Annotated in this window: 21 protein-coding genes and 3 pseudogenes; 13 read left to right on the top strand and 11 right to left on the bottom strand. The window is 60.4% G+C overall.

Annotated features, from left to right (window positions below):
* The first annotated feature begins 152 nt into the window (after nucleotides 1-152).
* Entirely contained in the window at nucleotides 153-401 is a 249-nt protein-coding gene (locus MA07_RS10150; protein WP_036350126.1) for a hypothetical protein, read from the top strand.
* A gap of 30 nt (nucleotides 402-431) precedes the next feature.
* Here MA07_RS10150 and MA07_RS31180 read toward each other — a convergent pair whose 3' ends face one another.
* From MA07_RS31180 to MA07_RS10135, 3 genes and pseudogenes are all read right to left on the bottom strand, one after another.
* Nucleotides 432-557, bottom strand: coding sequence for a hypothetical protein (locus tag MA07_RS31180; protein WP_280114234.1), 126 nt, complete (start codon nucleotides 555-557; stop codon nucleotides 432-434).
* 400 nt (nucleotides 558-957) lie between these two features.
* A pseudogene (locus MA07_RS30115) lies at nucleotides 958-1,193 on the bottom strand (IS5/IS1182 family transposase); the annotation flags it as partial.
* A 14-nt stretch (nucleotides 1,194-1,207) separates the two neighbouring features.
* Nucleotides 1,208-1,855: a TetR/AcrR family transcriptional regulator gene (locus MA07_RS10135; protein ID WP_081928899.1), complete on the bottom strand. Its 648-nt coding sequence runs from the start codon at nucleotides 1,853-1,855 to the stop codon at nucleotides 1,208-1,210.
* Nucleotides 1,856-2,115: 260 nt separating this feature from the next.
* Between MA07_RS10135 and MA07_RS10130 the strand changes: the two genes are divergently transcribed.
* From MA07_RS10130 to MA07_RS10110, 5 genes and pseudogenes are all read left to right on the top strand, one after another.
* A complete protein-coding gene (locus tag MA07_RS10130; RefSeq protein WP_036350122.1) occupies nucleotides 2,116-2,571 on the top strand; it encodes an ABA4-like family protein in 456 nt (151 codons plus the stop codon).
* Entirely contained in the window at nucleotides 2,568-3,401 is an 834-nt protein-coding gene (locus MA07_RS10125) for a hypothetical protein (RefSeq protein WP_052003026.1), read from the top strand. Before MA07_RS10130 ends, MA07_RS10125 begins: the two co-directional genes overlap by 4 nt.
* Before the next feature lie 129 nt (nucleotides 3,402-3,530).
* Complete coding sequence (locus tag MA07_RS10120) at nucleotides 3,531-4,586, top strand: HWE histidine kinase domain-containing protein (RefSeq protein ID WP_052003025.1); 1,056 nt, start codon at nucleotides 3,531-3,533, stop codon at nucleotides 4,584-4,586.
* 1,088 nt (nucleotides 4,587-5,674) lie between these two features.
* Nucleotides 5,675-6,094 (top strand): annotated as a pseudogene (locus tag MA07_RS10115) (DDE-type integrase/transposase/recombinase); the annotation flags it as partial.
* A gap of 178 nt (nucleotides 6,095-6,272) precedes the next feature.
* Nucleotides 6,273-7,310, top strand: coding sequence for an NAD(P)-dependent alcohol dehydrogenase (locus tag MA07_RS10110; RefSeq protein WP_036350121.1), 1,038 nt, complete (start codon nucleotides 6,273-6,275; stop codon nucleotides 7,308-7,310).
* Between the two features lie 2 nt (nucleotides 7,311-7,312).
* On the opposite strand, the gene MA07_RS10105 is transcribed toward MA07_RS10110, so the two are convergent.
* From MA07_RS10105 to MA07_RS10080, 6 genes are all read right to left on the bottom strand, one after another.
* The gene (locus MA07_RS10105; protein WP_036350120.1) at nucleotides 7,313-8,794 is read right to left on the bottom strand and encodes a mannitol dehydrogenase family protein; all 1,482 of its coding nucleotides are present in this window, start codon (nucleotides 8,792-8,794) and stop codon (nucleotides 7,313-7,315) included.
* The gene (locus tag MA07_RS10100) at nucleotides 8,791-10,473 is read right to left on the bottom strand and encodes a GMC family oxidoreductase N-terminal domain-containing protein (protein WP_052003024.1); all 1,683 of its coding nucleotides are present in this window, start codon (nucleotides 10,471-10,473) and stop codon (nucleotides 8,791-8,793) included. Before MA07_RS10100 ends, MA07_RS10105 begins: the two co-directional genes overlap by 4 nt.
* 24 nt (nucleotides 10,474-10,497) lie before the next feature.
* Complete coding sequence (ugpC, locus tag MA07_RS10095; protein WP_036350119.1) at nucleotides 10,498-11,631, bottom strand: sn-glycerol-3-phosphate ABC transporter ATP-binding protein UgpC; 1,134 nt, start codon at nucleotides 11,629-11,631, stop codon at nucleotides 10,498-10,500.
* Between the two features lie 14 nt (nucleotides 11,632-11,645).
* Entirely contained in the window at nucleotides 11,646-12,467 is an 822-nt protein-coding gene (locus MA07_RS10090) for a carbohydrate ABC transporter permease (RefSeq protein ID WP_036350118.1), read from the bottom strand.
* A gap of 9 nt (nucleotides 12,468-12,476) precedes the next feature.
* Nucleotides 12,477-13,400 carry a sugar ABC transporter permease gene (locus MA07_RS10085; RefSeq protein ID WP_036350117.1) on the bottom strand — a complete coding sequence of 308 codons (924 nt, stop codon included), beginning with the start codon at nucleotides 13,398-13,400 and terminating at the stop codon, nucleotides 12,477-12,479.
* A gap of 69 nt (nucleotides 13,401-13,469) precedes the next feature.
* Nucleotides 13,470-14,675, bottom strand: coding sequence for a sugar ABC transporter substrate-binding protein (locus MA07_RS10080; RefSeq protein ID WP_244445217.1), 1,206 nt, complete (start codon nucleotides 14,673-14,675; stop codon nucleotides 13,470-13,472).
* Between the two features lie 455 nt (nucleotides 14,676-15,130).
* Between MA07_RS10080 and MA07_RS30820 the strand changes: the two genes are divergently transcribed.
* Entirely contained in the window at nucleotides 15,131-15,259 is a 129-nt protein-coding gene (locus MA07_RS30820) for an NAD(P)(+) transhydrogenase (Re/Si-specific) subunit beta (protein WP_160195419.1), read from the top strand.
* A gap of 444 nt (nucleotides 15,260-15,703) precedes the next feature.
* Here the strand turns inward: MA07_RS30820 and MA07_RS10075 are convergent, their stop codons facing one another.
* A complete protein-coding gene (locus MA07_RS10075) occupies nucleotides 15,704-16,192 on the bottom strand; it encodes an IS110 family transposase (protein WP_036350115.1) in 489 nt (162 codons plus the stop codon).
* Nucleotides 16,193-16,348: 156 nt separating this feature from the next.
* On the opposite strand from MA07_RS10075, the gene MA07_RS10070 reads away from it, so the two are divergent.
* The 4 genes and pseudogenes from MA07_RS10070 (at nucleotide 16,349) to MA07_RS10055 (ending at nucleotide 20,251) form a co-directional block, all read left to right on the top strand.
* Nucleotides 16,349-17,272 (top strand): S1C family serine protease, encoded by a 924-nt coding sequence (locus MA07_RS10070; protein WP_036350114.1) that lies wholly within the window; start codon nucleotides 16,349-16,351, stop codon nucleotides 17,270-17,272.
* Nucleotides 17,273-17,639: 367 nt separating this feature from the next.
* Nucleotides 17,640-17,831: pseudogene (locus MA07_RS29585) on the top strand (LuxR C-terminal-related transcriptional regulator); the annotation flags it as partial.
* Nucleotides 17,832-17,914: 83 nt separating this feature from the next.
* Nucleotides 17,915-18,931 carry a trypsin-like peptidase domain-containing protein gene (locus MA07_RS10060; protein WP_036350113.1) on the top strand — a complete coding sequence of 339 codons (1,017 nt, stop codon included), beginning with the start codon at nucleotides 17,915-17,917 and terminating at the stop codon, nucleotides 18,929-18,931.
* 309 nt (nucleotides 18,932-19,240) lie between these two features.
* Entirely contained in the window at nucleotides 19,241-20,251 is a 1,011-nt protein-coding gene (locus tag MA07_RS10055) for a zinc-binding alcohol dehydrogenase family protein (RefSeq protein ID WP_036350112.1), read from the top strand.
* 465 nt (nucleotides 20,252-20,716) lie between these two features.
* Here the strand turns inward: MA07_RS10055 and MA07_RS30105 are convergent, their stop codons facing one another.
* Nucleotides 20,717-21,004, bottom strand: coding sequence for a DUF3303 family protein (locus MA07_RS30105; RefSeq protein ID WP_160195418.1), 288 nt, complete (start codon nucleotides 21,002-21,004; stop codon nucleotides 20,717-20,719).
* 601 nt (nucleotides 21,005-21,605) lie between these two features.
* On the opposite strand from MA07_RS30105, the gene MA07_RS10045 reads away from it, so the two are divergent.
* Both MA07_RS10045 and MA07_RS28850 read left to right on the top strand, forming a co-directional pair.
* Nucleotides 21,606-22,880 (top strand): phosphatase domain-containing protein, encoded by a 1,275-nt coding sequence (locus tag MA07_RS10045; protein ID WP_036347154.1) that lies wholly within the window; start codon nucleotides 21,606-21,608, stop codon nucleotides 22,878-22,880.
* Nucleotides 22,881-23,003: 123 nt separating this feature from the next.
* The coding region (locus MA07_RS28850) for a L,D-transpeptidase (protein ID WP_152568708.1) at nucleotides 23,004-23,191 on the top strand (188 nt) is incomplete at its 3' end.

The raw sequence follows: 23,191 nt of genomic DNA, 5'->3' as shown, positions 1-23,191 counted from the left end.
GTAGAACCACGCCTGGCTTGACCGCGATCGCTCACCAGCGTGCGCCAGATCGTTTCTCAGCCGGCTCATTTTTGCCGCGAATCGCGCATAGCACAGTTAAGTAATTGCGGGAGACAACCCAAAGAGAACGAATGTATATGGGAGGAGATGTTATGCCCAAGGCTTCTTTTAATGCATACAGCCTTTATTCTTCCGAGCTATATGATGTCATCAGGGAAGTTTTGCATAGAATTGGCGATATCGACTACCAACATGACGCCGAACTCAACAAGTTAGGCGCCGCCTTATCCGATGAAGCGGTGAAGAACTACATCAAGAACAAGATCCGTTTGGTGCATCAGAAGGAGCGCCAGCCCTATGTTGATCTGCTGGCCAGCCTTCGACTGGAGCAGCAAAGCTGATGATACCTTTATTTGGGACGAGTGGCCCGTCTAGGGCAGGCCGAGTCCCAAGATGGGCCAGAAACGCGCGGCTGGGCCGAGTTCTCCGCCGACATCCTGGGCAAAGCCCGTAACGGCGCCGCGGAAGTCCTTGGTGAAGCGGAAGATCACAGGCACCTGGCTGGCATAGCAGGCGATTGCCTCCAGGCGCTGCTACAGCGTCTTGGCAATCGGCACCAGCAAAGCGCTGACGCGAGAGCCGTCCAAGAAATCGTGCGTACAAGGCAAATGATCTCGACCGTCGAGAGCCGACTCTGGGTCAAGTAGTGAAGTTCGCTCACTGATAGCAACGTCCGATGTTGTTGTCCCAAACGGACGTTCAGCTTTCGTCAGACTCGGGTCTTGGTCGTGTCAAAACGCTTTGGCAGAAGACAGATCACGGCTGTCCCCGCTCGAAGCCCTTCACCATCATCGGCGAGCGCGGATTGGCTTATCGTTGATGGAAGGAGGCTTCCATCGTCTCTGAAGCGAGGATCCGGCGTGCCACAGGCTTGATGACACGAGCACAGCCCTGCACCTATGCCCTGAGGAGGGCCATCAGCGGCTGGATGCCCAGGATGTTCAGCACCCGGGTGAGTTGTAGGCCAGCACATGCAGGGCCATCTCCCCCCTGACCTCCGGGAGCCGCTTCATCAGGAAGTGGGTGGCGCCCACGCGCCGCTTGATCATGCCGAACGGGTGCTCAACCACCTCCCGCCGCTGGCGCATGGCCCCGGGGTTCAGATCCAGCCGGCGCTGCACCGCCTCCAGCACAAACAATTCCGTACCTACTTCTCCCCCTTCGATCGTCCTCGGGTTTCCGAACGTGCTGAAACACGAATGCGCCCGATGACGCCCTCGAGCAACTCGTTGATCACCCGCTCCCCTGTGCCGGCGTGGTCGAGCTGTCCAGCGAGGAGCAGGTGCGAGAAACCATGCACCAGCGACCAGGCATGGACGAGATCAGCCAGGAGTTCTCCCTCGAGCGGTTCATCGGCTAGGCCGGCAACGTGCCGGATCGCCATCTCGAGTTCCGCGAAGGCTGCCCCGCCCGCAGCACGCAGAGCCGGGTCCTCATGGTTCAGCCGGTGCCAATCGAAGGTGAGCCGAAAGCGCTCCGGATAGTCCCGTGCGAAAGTCACATAGCCCCGCCCGATCGACCGCAGCCTCTCGGTGGGATCCTCAACCCCAGCCCGGGCCTCCCGCATCGCCCCCGTCAGCGTCTCAAATCCGAGCGCCGCCAGGGCTGTAAGGAGCCCTGTCACATCCCCGAAGTGATGCGCCGGCGCCGCGTGCGAAACACCGGCCCGGCGGGCGCACTCCCGCAGCGTGAACCCCTCAACCCCGCGCTCGGCCAGCACCATCTCGGCCGCGGCAAGCAGGGCCCGCCGCAAATCACCATGGTGATAGGCTGAGGGCTTTACTCTCTCTGGCATCCTATCCCGTCCCGCTTTCATCCGTACTCTCGTCTTGACGCAATCGCCTGTTGGCCACCGCACACATGGGTGTGCAGCTTGCAGCAATGATAGATCCCGGTGGCCAATCAAATCCGGATACCGGAACGCACTCGGCAGCCTCAATTCAGCAATTCAGCCCTGGACGCAGCGCCACAACACCGATCCTACAGGACCTATCTTGACATCGTCAAAATGTCTGCGATCCTGCATCTTGACAATGTCAAGAAAGGAGCCGCCTGATGTCGGATCCCCTGCTCGATCGTCTGTTCTCGCTGGCTAGCCTCGTCGCAATGGCAGGCTGGCTGGCCCTGGTCTTCGCGCCTCTGCGGCCGAGCTTCGCGCAAGCGGTTGCAACCTTCATTGTTCCAACTGTGACCGGCTTGGCCTATGCGGGGCTCATCACCCGTTACTGGGGTGAGTCGTCGGGCGGGTTTAGTTCACTCGATCAGGTGAGTACGCTCTTCAACCATCGCGGTTTGCTGCTGGCGGGCTGGCTCCACTACCTTGCCTTCGACCTCTTCGTCGGCGCCTGGGAGGTGCGGGAGGCTCAGCGGGTCGGCCTGCCCCACTGGCTGATCCTGCCGGCTCTCGCTCTCACCTTCCTGTTCGGTCCCATCGGACTCCTCGTCTTCCTGGCGCTCCGCACCGCCCGCTTGCGCCGTCCGCTCGCCCGCACGCAAGGAGCCACCGCATGATGACCCTCGTCTCTGCCTCCACTTTGGGACGCCTGCCGCATCTGGCCGGTGCGTCCTCCCACTTCGAGCCTCGCCTCACTCGCGCTGGTCTTGCGATCCTTGCTTTGATGCTGCCGACGGCCTTCGCCTTGGCCGTCGACTCACGCACGCTCAACGACATCCCGATCTGGATCAAACCACTCAAATTCCAGGCGTCAGTCGGCATCTATCTGCTCACGCTGGCCTGGTTCGTGGCGGCCCTGCCCGAACGGGTTCGGCGGGGGCGCGTGGTGGCGGTGCTTGTGGCGGTGGCGATTGCAATGGCGAGCTTCGAGATCGTCTACGTCACCCTTCAGGCGGCACGCGGGCTCGCCTCCCACTACAACGTGGGCGATCCTTTCCATGCCGCGATGTACACCCTCATGGGCATTGGGGCCGTAACGCTGACGGCTGTGAGCCCCGCCATAGCCCTCCTGTTGTGGCGTTGTCGACCGGTCCACTGGAGCACGGCCTTTTGGTTATCTGTGGTGCTTGGACTGATGCTGACTTTTGTGCTCGGCGCCGGTGCTGGCGCGGTGCTCTCCGCCGGTGATGGCCACTGGATCGGCGGAGTGCGCTCTGATGCGGGCGGCGTGCCGGTCTTTGGCTGGTCGCGCACCGGAGGCGATCTGCGTGCCGCTCATTTCCTCGGCATGCACGCCCTTCATATGCTGCCTGTGGTGGGATGGATTGCCGGGCGCGTGCTCGGGTTGCGGCAGGCGATGAGTGTAGTGGTTGTGGCAGCCTCGGCTTACTTGGCCGGCACAGGTCTGGTGTTCTGGCTCGCCCTGCGCCGGATTCCACTATTTTGAACTAGCCGGCTTGCCGCAACTCATCGGGCAGTCAGTGCATGCGGGCACGATCTTCGGATCAGGTTTTCCCATCCGGAACCTCGGTGCTGCCTTTGTTGTTGCCAGCAAAGCTGGCGAAAAGGTGCACATGTGGACCCGCAGGACGAGAGCCCAGGATTGCAAAGGCATTCAGCGGCCCCCATTGCTGGCAACTCATCCCTGCTGTTGGCAGCCATTGAGGCGGTTGGCGAAGCCGTGGTCATCACGTCTGCTGATCTGGATCCTCCCGGTCCCTGCATCGAATACGTCAACTCGGCCTTCGCTCAGATGACCGGCTACACGCCCGGGGAGGTGATCGGGAAAACGCCACGCTTTCTGCAAGGTCCCCTCACTGAGCGTTCTGTGCTCGACCGGATGCGATCCGAGTTGGCCCAGCACGGCACCTTCCAGGGGGAGACCGTCAACTATCGCAAAGATGGAACAGCCTACATCGTCGAATGGCTGATCACGCCCCTCTGTAATCCTGATGGTGGAGTGGCCCACTGGATTTCCGTACAACGCGATGTAACAGCACGAAGGCGAGCTGAGGAGCATCAACAGCTTCTGATCCACGAACTGAACCATCGTGTAAAGAATACATTAGCGACGGTTCAGTCGATTGCAGCTCAGACGTTGCGCAATGCCGCATCGCCACAGCAGGCGAAGGTATCGCTCGAAAGCCGTCTTATAGCTCTCTCACGTGTCCATGATGTGCTCACACGCCAGAATTGGGAGGGCGCGGAGTTGCGTGAGATCGCCGGTCAGGCGCTCGAGCCCTACAGCAGCCATCACGAGGACCGCTTGCATCTCAGCGGGCCTACCGTCCGGCTTCCGCCCCAGGCAGCCCTTGCGCTGGCAATGGCATTCCAGGAGCTGGCCACCAATGCGGTGAAGTACGGTGCTCTATCTGATGCAGCTGGGGAGATCAGCCTCACCTGGACCATTAGCCGAGCCAATGGAGCACCTGTCCTTCACGTGTGTTGGCAGGAGCTTGGCGGCCCGCGTGTGGATCCGCCATCGCAGCGCGGGTTTGGCACCCGCCTGATCGAGCGGAGCCTGGCGGACGACCTTGGTGGCGAGGTCAGGATTGAGTTCGCCCCGAGCGGAATATTCTGTGAAGCTCGTATCGTCCTTGGTCCAATCACCAGTCGGGCGGCAGGTCCCTGACGACTTGTCGGAAAAGGGGGAACGTTAGCCTTGGATTCAGGTTGGTTCAGTCTAACCCTAGGTCCCTACGAGGAGCTTGTGGGGCGATGGAGATCTGTCAGTGCGCCAATGACGGCACATCGGATGGTGGCCCACTGAGCAAAAAGGTGAACCATGACCACTCGGAACCATAACAACCGCAGCGAGAAACAGAAGGGACACATGCCAGACCGAAGCGACGATGCTGTACCGAAAGGCCACAGCAAGGATGCCGGCCACCATCCACATCATGGTGACGGTGGCGGTGGCGTTCCCAAAACACAGGGCCAAGGCCAAGCGAATGAGGGCGTAGACAACCGCAAGCAGAACCGCGGTCACGGGTAGCAGATAACTCTGTAACGTGAAGATCCATACCCCGGAGACCTCCTACACTGGACCCAGACGGTTCAAACCCTGATCCCTCCTCTGCCGAGGGAGGAAAGAGCCTGCGCAAAGCGAGGATGATGCCCCGAATCTTGAGCCCACGTCTGATCTGTCTGGGCGCGACTTTGGCGACCCCGCTGGCTATGGCAGCGGCTGCTCGACGCGCGACTACCAAGAAGTCGTTAGCGAGAACTCGGTGACTGCCAGCAGGCCCAACCCGCTTGATGCAGTCACCCCGCCGAGCAGTTGAGGGGCCAGGACAAGGAGCAGCAGGCCCCAGAAGCTTCCACTTGATCTAGGCCGCGGCAGGTTCGATCCCTGCCTTCTTGAAGATCCGTTCTGGCCCGAGACGAAGAACAACCCTTAAGGTCTCACATGTGCCGATACTATTGAAGAACTCTCAGGCCTTGCTTCGTAAGTCTTTTACTAGAGCATCGGACTGTTACGTGGACGCACCCTTGACCGATTCCGAAATGGACCCGCTATCGCGGGGTACAGAACTCACCGAGTTCAACTTCTCGTCCGATGCTCTAGCGTCAGCGTACCACGCGAAGCCCAGCATCCTGTATGCTGACCACCGAAAACGGCAGTCGCGGATTTTTGCAACGGTATACGACAAAAGCAGGCGTTCCGCCGGATTACAACCTGGATCAGGGCCACGGTCGGCAATCGTGGGCTTACGATTCAATGGTGACACAATGGAATTCTGGTTCAGCGAACGGCGTAATCTGACCGTTGCCAAACGGTTTCTGCACATGGCACTCAAACGCCAAGGTCGTCCCGAGCGGATTGTGATCGACGGCAGCCAAACCAACCGCGAGGCAATCCTGTCCTGTGACGCGACGAACCGGCTGCAGGACCGATCACGACGGGAGTTGAAGCCGATCCGTATCCGGCAAAGTCGCTACTTGAACAATCGAATTGAACAGGATCACCGTGCCGTCAAGAGGCGGGTTCGCCCAATGCTCGGGTTCAAGTCAGTGAATAGTGCTCGTGCGATCATTGGCGGTGTCGAGATGATCCATATGATGCGGGAGGGACAGGCGAAGTATGCCTGCATTTTGGGTCTTTCGCTTGCGGAACAGTTCGATCGCCTCACCGCATAAGTGCTTACCGTTCACTCTGGCACCTCTTGTGTCTATTGCCAGAAATTGCGACAGAACCATTGTCGCTGCATCCTGACGGAGACCAGTAGCCGGCATAGTGGGGTGCTAAAACATAGGACAGTTGTCGGGGGCGAACCTGATCCTCCGCGAACGAACGGAACTCACAGGGAGATCAAAGATGGAAGCGCTAGTGCTTGAACGTAAGGACGAGCTCAATCTGCGTGACTTCCCGGTCGAGGAAACGCTGGGACCGCGGGATGTTCGCATTGCCCCTCGAACGGTCGGGGTCTGCGGCAGCGACGTGCATTACTACACTCATGGCGCCATCGGTCCCTTCGTGGTGAAGGAGCCGATGATCCTGGGGCATGAGGCTGCGGGCCAAGTGGTGGAGGTCGGCTCTGCAGTGACCGAGTTGAAACCGGGAGATCGGGTCTGCATGGAACCCGGCATTCCCGATCCGGCGAGCCGCGCAACGCGCCTTGGCAAGTACAACCTCGATCCGGCCGTGCGGTTTTGGGCCACCCCGCCGGTGCATGGCGTGCTCCGGCCAACCGTGGTTCATCCGGCCGACTTTACCTTCAAGCTGCCAGATCATGTCAGCTATGCCGAAGGCGCCATGGTCGAGCCTCTGGCTGTGGGCGTGCACGCCGCCACCAAGGTTCAGGTGCAGCCTGGAGACTTGGCCGTGGTCATCGGCGCCGGCCCGATCGGCATGGTGACGATCCTGGCAGCCCTTGCGGCCGGTTGCTCCCGGGTGATCGTCAGCGACATTCATGAGCCGAAGCTTGAATTGGCGAGGACCCTTGGCGCGGTGCTCCCGGTCAATGTGAGGAGCCAAAGGCTCGCCGATGTTGTCAGCCGCGAGAGCGATGGCTGGGGAGCGGACGTGGTCTTCGAGTGTTCGGGCTATCCGCCGGCCATGGCCGAGATCTTCGATCTCGTCTGCCCTGGCGGGAAGGTAGCGCTGGTCGGCATCCCTCTGGAACCGTTCGCCTTCGATGTAAGCAAGGCGCAGGTGAAGGAGGCCAGGGTCGAGAACATCTTCCGCTACGCCCATGTGTATCCGCGGGCGGTGGCGATGATCGCCTCCGGCAAGATTGACGTGAAGCCACTCATCACCGACTGCTTTGCCTTCAAGGACAGCGTCGAAGCCTTCGATTTCGCGAAAGCGATGCCGCCGGCTTCGATCAAGGTACAGATCGAGTTGCCTGGATAGGTTCAGCCACCCGCGTTCAGATATCGCTGCAGGGTCGCGCGGGTACCGTCACGCCAGAGGCTCGTCAGTGCCATCTCGAAGCGGGAGCGGAAAAGCGAGGAATCCGCGATGTCGCCGAAGATGTCGCGAAGCGCCAGGAAGGCCGCCGGATCATCCTTGGCAGCCAAGGCGGCCAGTGTCAGGCGGCTCGCATTCGGATCGTCGAGGGTGAAGGACTCGCCCGCGTCCGTGGTGCCGGCGCAGTATCGGCACCACAGGGCCGATTCAAGAGCAAGTCCCGTCACATCGGCCCCTGCCTTCAGACGATCGCGGGTCGAGGGTAATATAAATTTTGGTTGGCGGTTGGAGCCGTCCTGGGCGAGACGCGGGATCGTGTCTCCTATACCCGGATTGGCGAAGCGGCTGGCGATGAGCCCGTAATAATCCTGAAGATCGACACCGGGAACCGGCGGCACATGAGGGATGATCTCCTCGGTTTCCAGCTTGTCCAGGAAGCCCCGCACCAGCGGCTCCGTCATGGCGTCATGCACGAAGTGGATCCCGAGAAGCCCGGCCGGATAGGCGATGGCCGCATGGCCGCCGTTGAGGATGCGCAGCTTCATCAGCTCGAACGCCGCCACATGAGGCGTGAAAGTGACGCCTACCTCCTCCAGAGCCGGCCGGCCTGCTGGGAAATTGTCCTCCAGAACCCACTGGCGGAACGGCTCGCAGAAGACGGGCCAGTTGTCCTGAATACCGAAGCGCTCGGAGAGAATGGCGCGCTCCCGGTCCGTGGTCGCAGGCGTGATGCGATCGACCATGCTGTTGGGAAAAGCCACCCTCTCGCGCACGAAAGCCGCCAGCGCGGGGTCCACGAGTTCGGCAAGACCGGCTACGGCATCCTGTGCCACTTGGCCGTTATGGGGGATGTTGTCGCAAGGCATCACCGTGAAGGGAGCAAGGCCCGCGTCGCGGCGGCGCTTGAGAGCAGCCAGGAGAACACCGAAGACACCTTTAGGAGCAGCCATGTGGGCAGCGTCGTAAACAATATCCGGGTGCTCAGGATTGAAGGAGCCTGTAGCCGGGTCGATGCAATAGCCGCCTTCCGTGACGGTCAGGGACACGATCCTCAAACCGGGATTCTCGAGCGCCTCGACGATGGCGCGCCCGTCCTCGCCGATGGGCACAAACCCCACCATGGAGCCGGTCGCCCGGGCAATGTCGACGCCGGGTTCGAGTTCGACAACCGTGGTGAGCCAATCCTGAGGCTCAAGGGCCTGACGCATCGCTCTGTCGCCGGAGCGGATGCCTGCGCCGATCAAGGCCCAGTCATGATCTTTGCCGGCGTTGAACAGATCGTCCAGATACACCGCCTGATGCGCCCGGTGAAAGTTGCCAACCCCGATATGTAGGATGCCGGGACGGAGCGCTTCGCGAGCATAGGTCGGGCGGGCAATGGCCGAGGGCAGGTTCGCGAGAGCGGCAAGATTCAACTTCTGGGTCATGGCAGGTGAACCTGATGGAGTTGGGAGGAAACGCCGATCGTCAAGGCATCTCGTGGTGCGTCGACCATGCGCGTATTTCCCATGATGATATCAACGGCCTTGTCTGCAATCGCCAGCACCGGTGCATTCGTGTTTCCGCTGGGAATGGTGGGCATGATGGATGCATCGACGACCCGTAGTCCCATAATCCCGCGGACTGCAAGGTCCGATGTTACGACAGCATGGGGATCGTCCGCACGGCCTATGCGGCAGGTGCCGACCGGATGGTAATTCGTCTTCACGGTTTTGCGGCAGTGAGCAGCCAGCTCCTCATCGGAAGCGATCTCGGGTCTGGGGAAAATTTCCGTCTGCACCATCTCGTGGACCGGGCTTGTCGCCAGGATCTCGCGCGCATAGCGCAGACCCGCGATGGTCAGGCGAAGATCGTCCGGATTGCCGAAGAATTGCGGGTCGACCTGCGGCAAGGTGTTGGGATCCGCCGATGCAAGCCGCACCGACCCGCGTGCCTTCGGGCGCAGCAGGCACGGGTTCAAGGTCAGTCCATGGCTCGGCTCAACTCCCGAGACGTCGCGGTCGAGATAGACAGTCGGCACGCAGTAGAGCTGGATTGTCGGCCGCTCGCCGCCATCGGGATCGATGAAGGCGCAGGCTTCTACGCCTGTTGTGGTTACTGCACCTGATTTGAACAGCATGTACTGCAAGCCATTCCTTATCATCGCCATACCGCGATCCTGGCCGAAATAGCCAAAGGCTCCGGAGGTTGCCGCAACGATAGGAACTTCGTGATGGTCCTGCAGATTCTGCCCGACACCCGGCAGATCGACCTCAATGCCGATCCTATGCCGGGACAGCTCGTCCGATGGACCTATCCCTGAGAGCATCAGAAGCTTCGGAGACATATAGGTGCCAGCGGCCAGGATCACTTCCGCATCGGCGAAAGCTGTTCGAACGCCTGCTCGCCCCTGCAACTCCACCCCTGTTGCCCTGCCGTTCTCCAGGTGTATGCGGGTGACTGTCGTATCCGTCTCAATGGTTAGCTTCGGATTAGACAGCACAGTTCCCAGAAAGGCGTCGACCGCGCTGCACCGTCGCCGCTTCGCCCAGTTGATTGTGTGCTGCATGAAGCCGACGCCGTTCTGCTGGGCGCCGTTGAAGTCCGCCGTGTACGGGACACCCCTCGCCTGCATCGCCTGCACGAAGGCGCGGCTCATCGCGGAATGCTGACCAAGGTGCGAGACCTTCAAGGGGCCGCTGACGCCATGATAGGGGTCGCCGAGGTGATCGTTGCCCTCCTGTCTGATGAAGTAAGGCAGGAGATCCTTGTAACTCCAGCCGGCACCGCCGAGGGCCTCATCCCATCCATCGTAATCCGCAGCCTGGCCCCGGATATAGACCATGGCATTGACCGCGCTCCCTCCGCCCAGCACCTTCGCTTGGGGCACAATGGGAGCACGGCCGCCGAGCTGAGGCTGTGGAATGACCCGGTGCATCGTCAGATAAGTTTCGCGGGCAAGGAACTTCATGTATCCCGCAGGCATGGCCAGGATGCGGCTGGTTCGCGACGGGCCAGCCTCGACAAGCAGCACACGGGCGCCATGCTCGGCCACGAGGCGGCTCGCCACCACGCATCCTGCGCTTCCGCCGCCCACGACGATGTAGTCGAAACGCTTGGGCATCATGGATCGCCTCCCGGAATGAAGGCTTCAGCTCGCCTTGCGGGTCGGCAAGCGGCGCAGATTGGCGAGAGGATGGCGTTCCATGCGCTCGATTGCCAAGCCCCCACTATCGAACAGGTGGCAGGCTGCCGGATCGAGCTTGATCGTGATGCGCTCATGCACACTTGTAGGGATCTCGCCATCGGCTTGCACGATCAGCATCGTGCCATCCGTGAGCTGGGTATAGAGGAAGGTTTCGCCGCCAAGACGTTCCACCACCATCACTTCACCCACGAGTTCACCCTCCCCCGCCAGCCGCATGTGCTCAGGCCGAACTCCAAGGGTCACCGCATCTCCAGCCCTCTGGCGGCCGGCTCGGACTGGAATTGAAAGATTGGCTCCGTTCGCAAGCGCGATTGTCGTGGCACCGTCACTAGCCGCCGTAACTTTGGCCGGAAGAAAATTCATCCTCGGGCTACCGATGAAGCCTGCCACGAACAGGTTTCTGGGATGATGATAGAGCTCCAAAGGCGTGCCTGCCTGCTCGACGATGCCGCTCTGCAGCACCACGATCTTGTCCGCCATCGTCATGGCCTCGATTTGGTCATGAGTAACGTAGATCATGGTGGCGGCCAGCTCATCATGCAGCCGGGCGAGTTCAATGCGCATTTGCACCCGCAGGGATGCATCAAGGTTGGACAGCGGCTCGTCGAACAGGAACACCCTGGGCTTGCGCACGATCGCCCGGCCGATCGCCACACGCTGCCGCTGGCCGCCTGACAGTTCTTTGGGCTTGCGGTCGAGCAGCTTGTCCAAATGAAGGATGCGGGCGGCCTCAGCCACCTTGGCACGGCGCTCTTCCTTCGACACGCCGGCGAGCCGGAGGGAAAATCCCATATTGTCTGCTACCGACATATGCGGATACAGCGCGTAGGACTGGAACACCATGGCCAGCCCACGCTCGGAAGGCGGAACATCGTTAATCCGCTGCCCGTCGATTATTAGATCGCCTGCGGTAATCTCCTCAAGCCCGGCGATCATCCGCAGCAAGGTCGACTTTCCGCATCCCGAGGGGCCTACGAAGACGCAGAATTCCCGGTCGTCGATGGACAGATCGACCCCCTTGATCACTTGCACCGCGCCATAGTTCTTCTGAATGCTCTTGAGCACGATCGTCGACATAGCACCCTTCCCGTTTATTTAACGGCGCCAAACGTCAGGCCTCGCACCAGTTGACGCTGGCTCATCCAGCCGAACACCAGAATAGGCGCGATCGCGATGGTCGAAGCAGCCGAGAGTTTAGCCCAGAACAATCCTTCAGGCGCGGAGAACGAGGCGATGAAGGTTGTCAGCGGCGCCGCCTCGGAGGTTGTCAGGTTAAGGCTCCAGAACGCCTCGTTCCAGCACAGGATGATGGACAGCAATGCCGTCGAGGCGATGCCGGGCAGCGACAGGGGCAGGAGGAGCATCCAGACCTCCTGCTTCGGTTTGGCTCCGTCCATGCGGCCGGCCTCAAGGATGTCCTTCGGCACTTCCTTGAAGAAGGTGTAGAGCATCCAAACTACGATCGGCAGGTTCATGAGCGTGTAGACCACAATGAGGCCCCAGCGCGTATCAATGGCACCGGTATCGCGAAACAGAAGGTAGATCGGGATCAGGACGCCGACAGCCGGCATCATCTTGGTCGAGAGCATCCAGAGCAGCAGGTCCTTCGTACGCTTGCCCGGAAAGAACGCCATGGCATAGGCTGCCGGCACGGCGATGAGGGTCGCCAGCAGCGTGGCACCAACCGAAATAATCATGCTGTTTAGTGCAAAATGGACGTAATCCGCCCGCTCGCGAACGGTGATGTAATTCTCAAGCGTTGGAGTGAAGAAGAGCTTGGGCGGGGTTGCCACCGCTTCGACCTCGGTCTTGAAACTGGTCAGCACCATCCAGAAGATCGGGAAGAAGATCAGCCCTGCGGCGAGCCAGCCAACCACTGTAAGAACAAGTTTTCCGCGGGTCTTAGGATGCATAGCCGCTCCTCAATCAGCGATGTTCTTGGCAATCGAGCGAACAAGGAAGATCGCAACGATATTGGCCAAGATCACTGCGATGACACCGGCTGCGGATGCGCCGCCGACATCGTATTCGCGCAAAGCCCGCAGGTAGATCAGGAAAGCCAGGTTGGTCGACGCAAGACCAGGGCCGCCCGAGGTGGTGACGTAGATCTCGGCAAAGACCGACAGCAGGAAGATGGTCTCGATCATGATGACGACGCTGATGGCGCGGCCCAGATGCGGCAGAATGATGAAGAAGAACATCGAGAACGGCCCTGCCCCGTCCATGCGCGCCGCCTCCTTCTGCTCGCTATCGAGGGACTGGATGGCAGTAAGCAGGATGAGCAGCGCGAAGGGCAGCCACTGCCACGCCACGATGATGATGACGGAGGTGAGCGGGAAGCTGCCGAAAAAGTCGATGGCTGGCAGTCCAAGGGAACGTGAGAAGAATGCGAAGAGCCCGTTGACCGGGTGCATCAGCATGTTCTTCCACACCAGCGCGCTCACGGTCGGCATCACGAAAAATGGAGCGATGGCGAGCAGGCGCGCAATGCTGCGCCCATAAAAGTCCTGATCGAACAGGACGGCCAGCAAAGTGCCAAGCCCCACGGTGATCACGAGCACCCAGAAGACCAGGAAGATCGTATTCATCATGGCCGTCCAGAGGGACGGATCGGTCAGCAGAAAGGTGTAGTTCTCGAATCCGGCAAAGCCGCCGACCGATGGGTCGAGTAGGTTGTAGTACTGAAACGAGAACCAGAGCGTCATAGCCAAAGGCACGATCATCCACAGGAACAGGATGACCACCGATGGCGCGACCAATGGCAGGGTTTTGACGTTGCGCTGGCTGCGCCCGCCGACGGTAGTCGATGTGCCAGGGACTTGGGCAGCTGTCGTGGTGCTCGCCATCTCGAACGCTCGCTGCTGGAGAGAACGACCGGCAGGCGCAGAAGGCCTGCCGGCTGCGTGACAGCTAGCTTATTTTGGATACCCCGCCTGCTTCATCGTCCGCTCGGTGGAGCGTTGTGCGGTCTCCAACGCCTGCTCTACGGTCGACTGCCCGGCCAATGCCGCCGCAATCTGCTGACCAACGGCCGTACCGATACCCTGGAATTCGGGGATAGCCACATACTGGATGCCGATGTAGGGAACCGGATCCTTGGTCGGCTTGGTTAGGTCGGCATTGACGATCGAATCGTAGACCACTTTCGCGAAAGGTGCTGCCTTCTGGTACTCGGGATTGTCGTAGGTGGACTTGCGCGTTCCGGGAGGAGCCGCCACCCAGCCGGCCTCGTTGCCCACCAGGGTGACGTATTCCTTCGAGGTCGCCCATTTCACGAACGACTTGGCCGCGTCAGCTTTTTTCGTGGAGGCCGGTATGCCCAGGGACCACGCCCAGAACCAGCCCGATCCATTGCTCGTCACCTGCATCGGCGCTGCCGTGAAGGCGGTCTTGTCCGCAACTTGGCTTTCCTTCGGGTTGTAGATGTAGCCCGCAGCCGACGTGGCATCTACCCACATGGCGCAGTGTCCAGTGGCGAACAGGGCGCGGTTCTCGTTGTGGCCGTTCGCGGTTGCTCCCGGAGGGCCGTATTCCCTCATATTCTTGACGTAGTAGTTGACCGCGTTCTTCCAGGGTTCGGTGGTGAGCTGGGGCTCCCATTTCTCGTTGAACCAGCGGCCGCCGAACGCATTCACCATGGGGCCGATGAAGGCCATGTTCTCGCCCCAGCCGGGCTTGCCGCGCTGGCAGAAGCCGTACTGCTCCTTGGACTTGTCCGTCAGTTTCGCGGCATATTCGGCGATCTGATCGTAAGTCGGCTTGTCCGGCATCTTGATGCCGGCCTGATCGAACAGATCCTTCCTGTAGAAGGTGAACGAACTCTCTGCATAGAACGGCACCGCATAGAGCTTGCCGTTGAACGAAAGACCGTTCCTTACGGACGGTATGATATCGGCGTAGTCGTAATCGGCACCGAGATCGTCGACGGGCAGTAGCCAGTTCTGCTTGCCCCAGATCGGGGCCTCGTAGGAGCCGATCGTGATGATGTCGAACTGCCCACCCTTAGTGGCAATGTCGGTGGTCGCACGCTGGCGAAGAACGTTCTCCTCGAGCACCACCCAGTTCAACTTGTTGCCTGTGGCCTGCTCCCACTTGGGCGCTAAGCGCTGCATGATAATCATGTCAGCATTGTTGACCGTTGCGATTGTCAACGTCTGGCCCTGAGAAAATGCCAGGCTTGTGCCTGCAATCCAACCCGCTGAAGACAACAACACAATTTTTCTTAAGTGCATAACTTCCTCCCGACGCAGATTTTCCGCCTATTTTTGTTGTTATATGAACCGATGCTCTCACGACGCTTCTTGTTCGTCAATTGAATATAAAACACTGAATATTGTAGAATAAGCTATTTAGCGCACGACCGACCAGTATCATGCTGTTATGACCGTTAGACTCTGAGAGTTTCTTCGAGAGGGACTTGTCAATATAAATAGTCACTCTAAGTAAGCGCACCTTCGGAAAAGATCGCATATTAGCAAGGTACCTTTTGGAACTTGGCGTATTTCGGCTATGGCTTGAAACCCGTTTGAGAGTTGCTTTGGGTGAGCAATGCGGTGGAGCATGAGGCTGCTAGCAAGTGGAACCCTCGTGGAGGTTCTGTCGAGTAATCCGCCGACACTGCTTCTCGTTCACGTTCCGCGACAACACCATGATGCTCTTCGGGGACGCCAAGAAGGTGGTCGACCAGATCCTCAAGAATATCTGATCCCCGCAATGCACCATCCGCTCTTTGATGACTGCTACTGATCAAAAGACGAAGCTCCCCTGCCCTTCGTGAAGGTCTGGTTACCCCGTAGACCGAGACGTTCGGTCTACTTCCGCCTGGCGCCAAATGTATGGTCCGGCCGTGCGTCGCAAGATGATGTTGGCAGACTGACGAACGTGAGAGCTGCACCAATGTATTCGGCCTCAGGGTGGAGCTATTGCTCCGGGCTATCATGGGAATCCGCGCGCATCCAGGACTCGCTCGGCGAAAGACCTCTGTGGGCCAAAATGGCACCCAGTCTTGTGGTTGCGCCGGGCAGACCGTTCGTCCATCTCCTTCGTCATCTCGCAGACCTCGGCAGGACAGCCGCTGATTAGATCATCGACTTCATCGTTGTCTCATCAGGGCTGATCGGTTGCAGAAGGAGCCTGAAGCGCCCTCACCTCACATGGCATGGGAGGCGCTCCTCGGCTGGTAGGCATGTCCCTGCGCCAGCACCGCCCAGGCGATACGAGCAAGTTTGTTGGCGAGCGCAATCACCAGCATGTTGCGATGCAGCCGCCGGCCTGCGGTCTCGATCCAGGGCCACAGGCCGAGCCTCGCCCCATGCGGCCGGCGCACCAGGACAATGTGGGCCGCCTGCACGAACAGCGTGCGCAGGTACGTGTTGCCGCGTTTGGAGATCCTGCCCCGGATGGTGCGGTCGCCGGTCGATTCCTGCCTGGGCACCAGCCCGGGCCAGGCGCCGGCACAAGCTTCCATGCCAATCAGGCAGGGTGGGATGTTGGCCAGCCGCTGCGTGAGCTGGGTGCGGGAGAGCTTAAGGCGCAGCACGATGGCGCCACGCTCATCCTGGCCGACAAGGTGGAAGCTGTTCTTGCCCAGATCGATGCCCAGGGTGGCAATCGCAGAAGAGAAAGAAGACTGTGTCATGGGACGTGCTCCTTGCGTGGCTCGGAGCCCCACAGCTTACGAACAAGCGGGGCAGGAGCACGGCCGGACCATCCCATTACCAGCCTAGCCGACTGGTCAGTACCGAGCAAAGGCGTTTTCCAGCAGAATGGGCCGCGATCCTCAGCGAGGCGCATCATGTCCATCTCGTCACCCAACATCTCCTTCGAGGCCATCTCAGATCGCGTCGCCGACCTTTGCGACAGGATTGCGCCAAGGCTCGTGGCGATCCATGGCCCTAAGCGCAGATCGTCAAGCGGCTTTATCTGGCGTCCGGGACTTGTCCTCACCGCAGAGGAGGCCTTGGAAGCGGATGAAGACATTCTGATCACGCGAGCTGATGGGAGCCAAGTGCCGGCAAGTCTCGTCGGCCGGGATCCGAGCACGGACATTGCCCTCTTGCGGACGGAGGAGCAGCCCATCGCCGATGTTCCGTTCGCAGACACATCCGGGCTCCGCATCGGACATCTTGTGCTTGCGGTCGGCCGCCAATCTGAGGAGGTGTGCGCCGCCCTCGGCATCATTGCTCTTGCAGGCGGCCCCTGGAAGAGCCTGCGCGCCGGCCATATCGACCGGAGGCTCCATCTGGATTTGAAGCTCGATGCCCGGTCGGAAGGGGGAGCTGCTCTCAACAGCAATGGAAAGATCATCGGAATGATAGTGCTTGGTCCTAGAGGACGCGTGCTCGTCATCCCGTCCGAGACGATCGAACGCGTGGCACAGCAATTGCTCGCCCATGGCCGGATCCCCCGTGGCTATTTGGGCCTCGGCCTCCAGCCTGTGCGGATCGATCAAACCATTGCCGACGCGGCGGGGCTTGCGGAGTCCAAGGGGCTCATCGTCATCAGTGTGGATCCGAACGGCCCAGGGCAGAGAGCCGGGATCAAGCAAGGCGATATTCTCATCCAATGGGATGCCAATCCCCTGCATTCGGTCCGTCGCGTTTACACGCTCCTTGGACCTGAGAGCGTCGGTCAGACCATCACACTTGGAATGCTGCGGGCGGGGAAGCAGATATCCTTTACCGTTGAGATCGCGGAACGGTCCAACCCTCAAGAGTGAAGCCGTGCAACGCGTCGCACTCCAGATCAACGATCCAGACCTGTTCGACCACGTCAGCACGATGTTGGCCAGCGCGCCGGACAGGGTTGCTCTGGACACGAGGGAGCCCGATGTGGTGATTGCCGATCACCTGCCTGTTTGCGAAGGAGTGCCCATTATCGTTCTCGAAGAGCCCTCGCGTGCGCTTGATGTCCTGAAGGCCGGACCTAGTGGAGTGCTGCCCCGTAACTCCGCCCTCTCGGATCTGCTGCTGGCCATCGATGCCGTCGCCCATGGCTTTGCGATCGTGCGGTGTAATGTCCAATGGCCGGACGGCACAGCACATTCCATCCCGGACAAACCCTCTCCTTCCTTGGGGGATCACATGCTCACGGCGCGGGAGCTTGAGGTCCTGCGGTTACTGGCGGAAGGCGCCTCCAACAAGCTGATTGCTCGAAGGCTCGGGATTTCGTTCCACACCGCCAAGTTTCATGTGGCTTCCATTGCGGCAAAGCTCGATGCCACGGGCAGAACGGATGCAGTCGCGCAGGCCGTGCGCCTCGGGCTCATCATGTTGTGAGCCTCGGATGGAACTCCGCTTTCTTGGCTTTTGACATCACTATCACCACATCAGGTGGAACGATATACCTGTCGGAGCTTCCCATGCTCGATCGCACCCCAACCTATCTTCTTCATGACGACAACCCATCCTCGGGGCAGAAGCGGCTCTCGCCTGCTCCTGATGAGGTTCTGCTCGACGCATATTCGCAGGCAGTCACGAGCGTTGTGGATCGCATCGGCCCTGCCGTGGTCAGGGTGGAGCCTCAAGTCTCGGGCCGTATGGCCGGAATGGGCTCCGGCGTCATCATCTCGCCGGACGGTCTCCTGCTCACCAACAGCCATGTCATGCAAGGAGCGCGGGAAGCGAAATTGACAGACCCTGATGGGCGCCCAATCCACGCGCGAGTGATCGGCGATGACCCTGACACGGACCTTGCCCTATTGCGGTCCGATAGCGACAAGCTGCCATTCGCAACCCTTGGCGACTCCAAGCTGTTGAAGCGCGGACAGATCGCCATCGCGATCGGCAACCCGCTCGGCTTCGAGTCAACGGTCACCGCCGGAGTGGTTTCGGCCCTCGGGCGAAGCCTGCGTGCAAAATCGGGGCGGCTGATTGACGATGTGATCCAGACGGACGCGGCCCTGAACCCCGGCAACTCCGGCGGACCGCTCGTCGGAACCTCCGGGGAGGTCATCGGCATCAACACGGCCGTCATCATGGGGGCGCAAGGCATCTGCTTTGCGGTCGCGAGCAATACGGCAAGCTTTGTCGTGACGGAACTGATCCGTCACGGACGCGTCCGGCGAGCCTCGATCGGCGTTGCGGGTCAGACCGTGCCGCTGCCGCGGCGTGTGGCTTATGCGGCAGGTTTGCCCGTCAACTCAGGGGTAGTGATCGCGGCTGTCGAACCCAACAGCCCCGCATGCCAGGCGGACCTTGAGCCAAGCGATGTCATCCTCTCACTCAATGGCGAGCCCGTCGGGGGCATCGACGATCTCGTGCGGCTGCTCAATGGTGATCGGATCGGACGCGTTGTCGGACTCGTGGTCTTGAAGAAGGGTGAGATGCGCACTGTGTCGCTCACTCCCATAGAGCGCAAAACGCTGAACAGGCGCTGATAGCGGAGTTGCGGTATCAAAGCCCAGCTCTGCCTAAGGAGGCTGGATATTGCAGACCGACAACGAAGGTCTGTAACGGGTCAAACTCGACCTTTCACTCTTCTCGTGGGAAGGTCAGCTCGCGGCGGTATTGCAGGCATTCGGCTGCCCCGAGCACAGTGAGTTGAGGCCGTTGCAGGCTTTTCAAAGTTCGCCTGCCGTTCCCCGCCAGAAACTCTGGAGAAATGCAGATGCATCAACTTTTCGTTTCTAACTTATTTCACTACGCTCGCACAACGTAAGCAGGCGCAGGATCGGGAGCGAATGCCAATGAAAGCACTTCGATGTGACGAACCCGGCAAGCTGACCATCATTCAGCGAGATATACCTAAGGTTGGTCCAGGTGAGGTCCTCGTGCGTATCCGGCGCGTCGGGATCTGTGGGACAGACTATCACATCTTCCACGGCAATCAGCCTTACCTCGAATACCCACGGGTGATTGGCCAAGAACTCGCAGGCGAGATCGCTGAGGCGCCATCCGGCAGTTCATTCCGTGTTGGCGATATCGTCTGCATTGAACCCTATCTCTCCTGCGGAACCTGCCGCGCCTGTGTGCAAGGTAAGACCAACTGCTGCCAGCACCTACAGGTGTTGGGCGTACATCGTGACGGAGGAGCTTGCGAGTATATCGCCGTGCCGGAAGGCAATGTCGTGCCTGCAGCAGGTCTAGGGCTTGACGAGGCAGCGATGGTCGAGTTCCTGTCGATCGGTGCTCATGGGGTGCAACGATCGGGCGCCGCATCAACGAGCCGTGTTGTCGTGGTGGGCGCAGGGCCGATCGGGATCGCGGCTGCCATTTTCGCGAAGGCGCGAGGTGCCGAGGTGTCCGTCCTCGACATGAACACGCGGCGGCTTGCCTTCTGCAAGGATGAGATCAGTGTCGATCATGCCTTCGAGGTCACGCCGGATATCGATGATCGCCTGAAGAAGGTCACAGATGGTGATTTCTTCGACATCGTTCTCGATGCGACCGGGAGCTCCAGGACGATGATGAAGGGCTTCTCCTATGTTGGACATGGTGGCACCTATGTCCTCCTGTCGATCGTGCGCGCTGACATCACCTTCAACGATCCGGAGTTCCACAAGCGCGAGACGTCGCTGCTGGGCAGCCGCAATGCCACGCGGCACGATTTCGAGGCGGTGCTCGATGCCATGCGCAGTGGAAGAGTGCCCGTCACGGCGCTTGCCAGCCACCGCGGCGACCTCGATGAGGCTCCGAGTCTCGTCCCGATGTGGTCGACACCTGAGGCCGGGGTCATAAAGGCGCTGGTCGAGCTTTAGCCTGGCCGCTGAAGGAGGGCAGAAGTGTAGAATCGTCCGCCTACCCTTCGGCAAGCGTGGTGTCTGCCTTGGATCGACGGCAGCCCTTAGAGACAACTAAGTAGAGGTCCGCTCACGCTAAGGAGGTCTCGCATCCAGACACCAATGCCTACTCAGGCAACCCCGTCAGCCGCATGCCCCGGACCAGGCGCCCGCATCCTCTGGACGCCTGAATGGCTCTTTGGCCGTGAACCGGGTGGAGGAAAAGTCGGGGCGTGAGGCGTGAAGTCCGGCAGCAGCGCTGCGGGCGGCAATGAGTCGCCCCGCATGCGCGTGGCAGGCCGCCAGGTAAGCCTGGACCCAGAGCGGGTTCGGGGACGAGCGCCCGGCGCATCCACCCTGTTGGAGCGAGGCCACAGGGCCTATGCGCATCCGTGAGCCGGACACCCACCCAGATGGTATTCGCAGCAGGCCCTCGCGAGAGCCTCAGGCGGAGGAGCTGGCCTGCATCTGCCTGGCCAGTTCGAGGCCCTGCTCCGCAGTCATCGCCGGCGTGACGGTCAGGTCAAAGACGTCATCCCAATCCAGGATAGCCGACATGATTGAAGCGACGTTATCCGCTTCGGCCACAGCGATGACGGCGATCTCGGTGGACATAGGCCAGTACTCGGCGATCATCCGCATGCCCGCAGGGTACTCCCAGCTCACGCGACGGGCGATCCGTTCCTTGCCGCTGCTTGCGGCCTTTGGCTTGCCAATGACGACAAACAACATGGAAGCCTCCCTGTCATGGCGGCTCCGCCTCTTGGCGGACTGAGGGCCGCCGATCCAGACCATCTTACGCCATTCTGAGGCGCATGGAAAAATCCGCTCTTTGTGGGAGAGCCCCCTCAGCGATGGTCTGGAACGGGTCAATTTAGGAAGTTTGGTCATACCCGCTGAAGGTCTGCTCACCGCGGGAGAACAGACCTTCTTGCCTGATCACAGGCCATTCTGTGACAGCACTGTTGAGATGCTGGGAACCAGACGAAGCGCAGCCGTCACCGACTCACCTCGTTGTTCACGCTCTTGGGCTTAACTTGGTTCAGATCCGAGCTGGGCGCTGCTTCCTGACGTCTGGCTACCTATTGGCTACCTGGAAGAAAACGGCTCAAAGGGCAGATGCCGGTAACCCTTTGATATTGTTGGTGAGCGCGCTGGGCCTCGAACCCAGGACCCTCTGATTAAAAGTCACAGGTTCTTTGGCTATCTAGCAGGATAAGTCTGGCCTGCCGCAGCGGGTGCAAGTCTATCATGGCTCAACTGAGTAGGACTCCAAGGATCTTTTCCACGACCCACCTCATTGGGAGACCAGAAGGGATACAGGGTGAACGCGATGAGCCTCACCGGCGCAGTGAGGAAATGGCTGGGCGCATTGATCCGGATGCTGGGCATCGCGGCTCGGCCCGTCCAGGAGGCGCAAGGCGACCGAGGCGTGGTCATCCAGCCCTACCGCGGATACGGATCCCGCTCCGAGGTGTTCCTGATTGGTCGGGTGTTCCGGCAATCAAGCCCGAACTCAGAGCTCGGACGAGGAGCCCTCCTGACTAACTTACGCGACATCGGTCGGCGCATTGCCCGCCGCGCAATTCCCGATGCCATGGTGACCGCCCAGTTCTATGGAGCGGAGGAAACCGTCACCACCGACAAGGACGGCTATTTCCGGGTCCATCTCTCCTCTGCCCTGCCGCCCCCGCCGACCCGTTCGTGGCACACCATGGATCTGACACTGCTGCAGCCTCAGGCGGTTCAGGCGCAGGCTCAGATCTTCATCCCACCCGCCAGTTGCCAGTATGTGGTCATCAGCGACATCGATGACACGGTCATGCACACCGGTGTCGCCAACAAGCTCCGGATGCTCTGGCGCCTGTTCGTCGAGGACGCGCAGAGCCGGGTGGCTTTCCCCGGCGTCGGGGCCTTGTACCGGGCCCTGCACGCCGGCGCCTCCGGCAACCAGCAGAACCCCATGCTCTATGTCTCACGAGCCCCCTGGGGCATCTACGAGGTGCTGGAAGAGTTCTTCGATCGGCATGGTATTCCGGTTGGCCCAATCCTGTTCCTGCGGGAATGGGGTGTCTCCTGGAGAAGCCCTCTGCCGCGCAGGGCCGAGGACCACAAGCGCGAGCTGATCCACAACATGCTGGCGCTCTACAGTGACCTACCCTTCGTTCTCATCGGCGACAGCGGTCAGCACGATCCCGAGATTTACCGTCAGATTGTGGAGGAGCATCCCGGGCGGGTGCTGGCGGTGTACATCCGGAATGTCTCCCGAGATCTCACGAGGATCAGCGAGATTGAGGACCTCGCCAAGGTGGTGGCCGGCGCAGGCAGCGGTCTGGTGCTGGCAGCCGACAGTGTGGCAATTGCGGAGCACGCGGTGCACCTTGGTCTTGTTTCCCCGGAGACTGTCTCTGAAGTCCGGAACGAGAGAACGGCTACCGATCCGGCTGAGCCTGAGTCGCAGACCTACAGCGTTCAGAGGTCCACACCGACGAGGACGGCAGAGGCCGTCGCGCAGGGTGACTTGCAGGATCTAGTTGGGAGCGGGTCCGAGCCGATGCCGCCCAATGTAATCATTGAGGCGGCGCGGGAGAAGTCCAAGGAACCCTGATGGGATGGGAGTGTCCGCTGGCTCATGATGCCAACCTTCAGGTGATTGGAACCTTAGCCGTTCTCAGCAGTCATCCTTGTGCAGTGCTCTAACGCGGACCGGAGCAACACTGGAGGCTGATCGATGCGTAGAGCCATCTCATCCATGATTGCACTGCTCGGCGGCATCGTCCTTGCTGGTCCTGCGGGTGCTGAGGTGTCGATCGTGGTCGATAAGACAACCCAGCACATGACCGTGTCTGTTGATGGGCAGCAGCGCTATTCCTGGCCGGTGTCAACGGGCACGGCCGATTACTCCACGCCAGTCGGCGC

It is taken from the genome of Microvirga sp. BSC39, assembly GCF_000739015.1.
Lineage (GTDB): Bacteria > Pseudomonadota > Alphaproteobacteria > Rhizobiales > Beijerinckiaceae > Microvirga.
This window is presented reverse-complemented; position numbering and strand designations above follow the sequence as displayed.